The sequence below is a fragment of the Haloferax profundi genome (assembly GCF_001469865.1).
Taxonomy (GTDB): Archaea; Halobacteriota; Halobacteria; order Halobacteriales; family Haloferacaceae; genus Haloferax; species Haloferax profundi.
The window spans coordinates 1-1245 of the sequence record NZ_LOPV01000529.1 but is presented as its reverse complement, the minus strand read 5'-3'; the positions used below and the strand labels follow the sequence as shown (position 1 = coordinate 1245).

The following is a 1245-nucleotide window of genomic DNA, read 5'->3' as shown; positions in this document are numbered from 1 at the left end:
GAAACGCAATCGAGGCGGGGACAATCGACGGGTTCGACGACGTGAAAGACATCGTCCGCGTGAAGAGTCGCGACAACGCCCGGACGCCGATGCAGTGGGACGACTCCGAACACGCCGGATTCACCGACGCTGACCCGTGGATTGGGGTCAACCCGAACAAAGACCACATCAACGTCGAGGCCGAACGCGCCGACCCGGCGTCTGTCTGGCACTACTACCGTGACCTCATCTCGCTGCGGAAAGAACGCGACGTACTCGTCTACGGCGACTACGACCCACTCACCCCGAAACACGAGTCACTGTGGGCCTACACGCGGACACTCGAAACCGCCGACGGCGAGGACACACTGTTCGTCGTCCTCAACTTCGACAGCGACGAGACGCGCTTCGAACCCCCGGCGGACCTCGCAGGCGCGTCCGCCGAGATGCTCATCTCGAACTACGAGGTGGACGTGGAGAGTGTCGAGACCACGACGCTCCGCCCGTGGGAAGCGCGCGTCTACGACCTCTCCTAACCTGGACGGTTTTCGCCCGACCACACTCGATTTGGTGGGTGGCAGGACGGACGAACCGACGGAGTAAAAACACGGAACCGAGTGAATCTCCAGTAATGACCGATATCGACCGCGCGTGGTGGAAGGAAGCGGTCGTCTACCAAATCTACCCGCGAAGTTTCAACGATACCGACGGTGATGGATTAGGCGACATCCAGGGCATCGTCGAGAAGGTAGAATACCTCGACGACCTCGGCGTCGACTGTGTCTGGTTGAACCCCGTCTACGAGTCGCCGGGCGTCGACAACGGGTACGACATCTCGGACTACCGCGCCATCATGGACGACTTCGGGACGATGGCCGACTGGAAGGAATTACGCGACACTCTCCACGAACGCGACATCCGCCTCATCATGGACCTCGTCGTCAACCACACGTCCGACGAACACGCGTGGTTCGTCGACTCTCGCTCCGCGAAGGATTCGGAGTACCGCGACTACTACTGGTGGCGCGAGGGTCGTGACCCCGACGTGACGGACCTCGACCCGGACGAGTACGACACGCCCGCAGGCGTAGACGAGGTTCCGCCGAACAACTGGGAGTCGTTCTTCGGCGGGCCGGCATGGACCTACGACGACCGAACTGGTGAGTGGTATCTCCACCTCTTCGACGAGCGCATGCCCGACGTGAACTGGGAGACAGAAGCGCTCCGCGAGGACCTCTTCGAGATGATGGAGTGGTGGTTCGACAA

General features: G+C 61.4%; 2 protein-coding genes. Both read left to right on the top strand.

Translation table 11 applies throughout. From position 1 onward, the window contains the following. Positions 1–515: alpha-amylase family glycosyl hydrolase (locus AUR66_RS16305; protein ID WP_157533179.1), on the top strand; the 515-nt coding region annotated here is incomplete at its 5' end. Between the two features lie 95 nt (positions 516–610). Then, the coding region (locus AUR66_RS16300; RefSeq protein ID WP_269432619.1) for an alpha-amylase family glycosyl hydrolase at positions 611–1245 on the top strand (635 nt) is incomplete at its 3' end.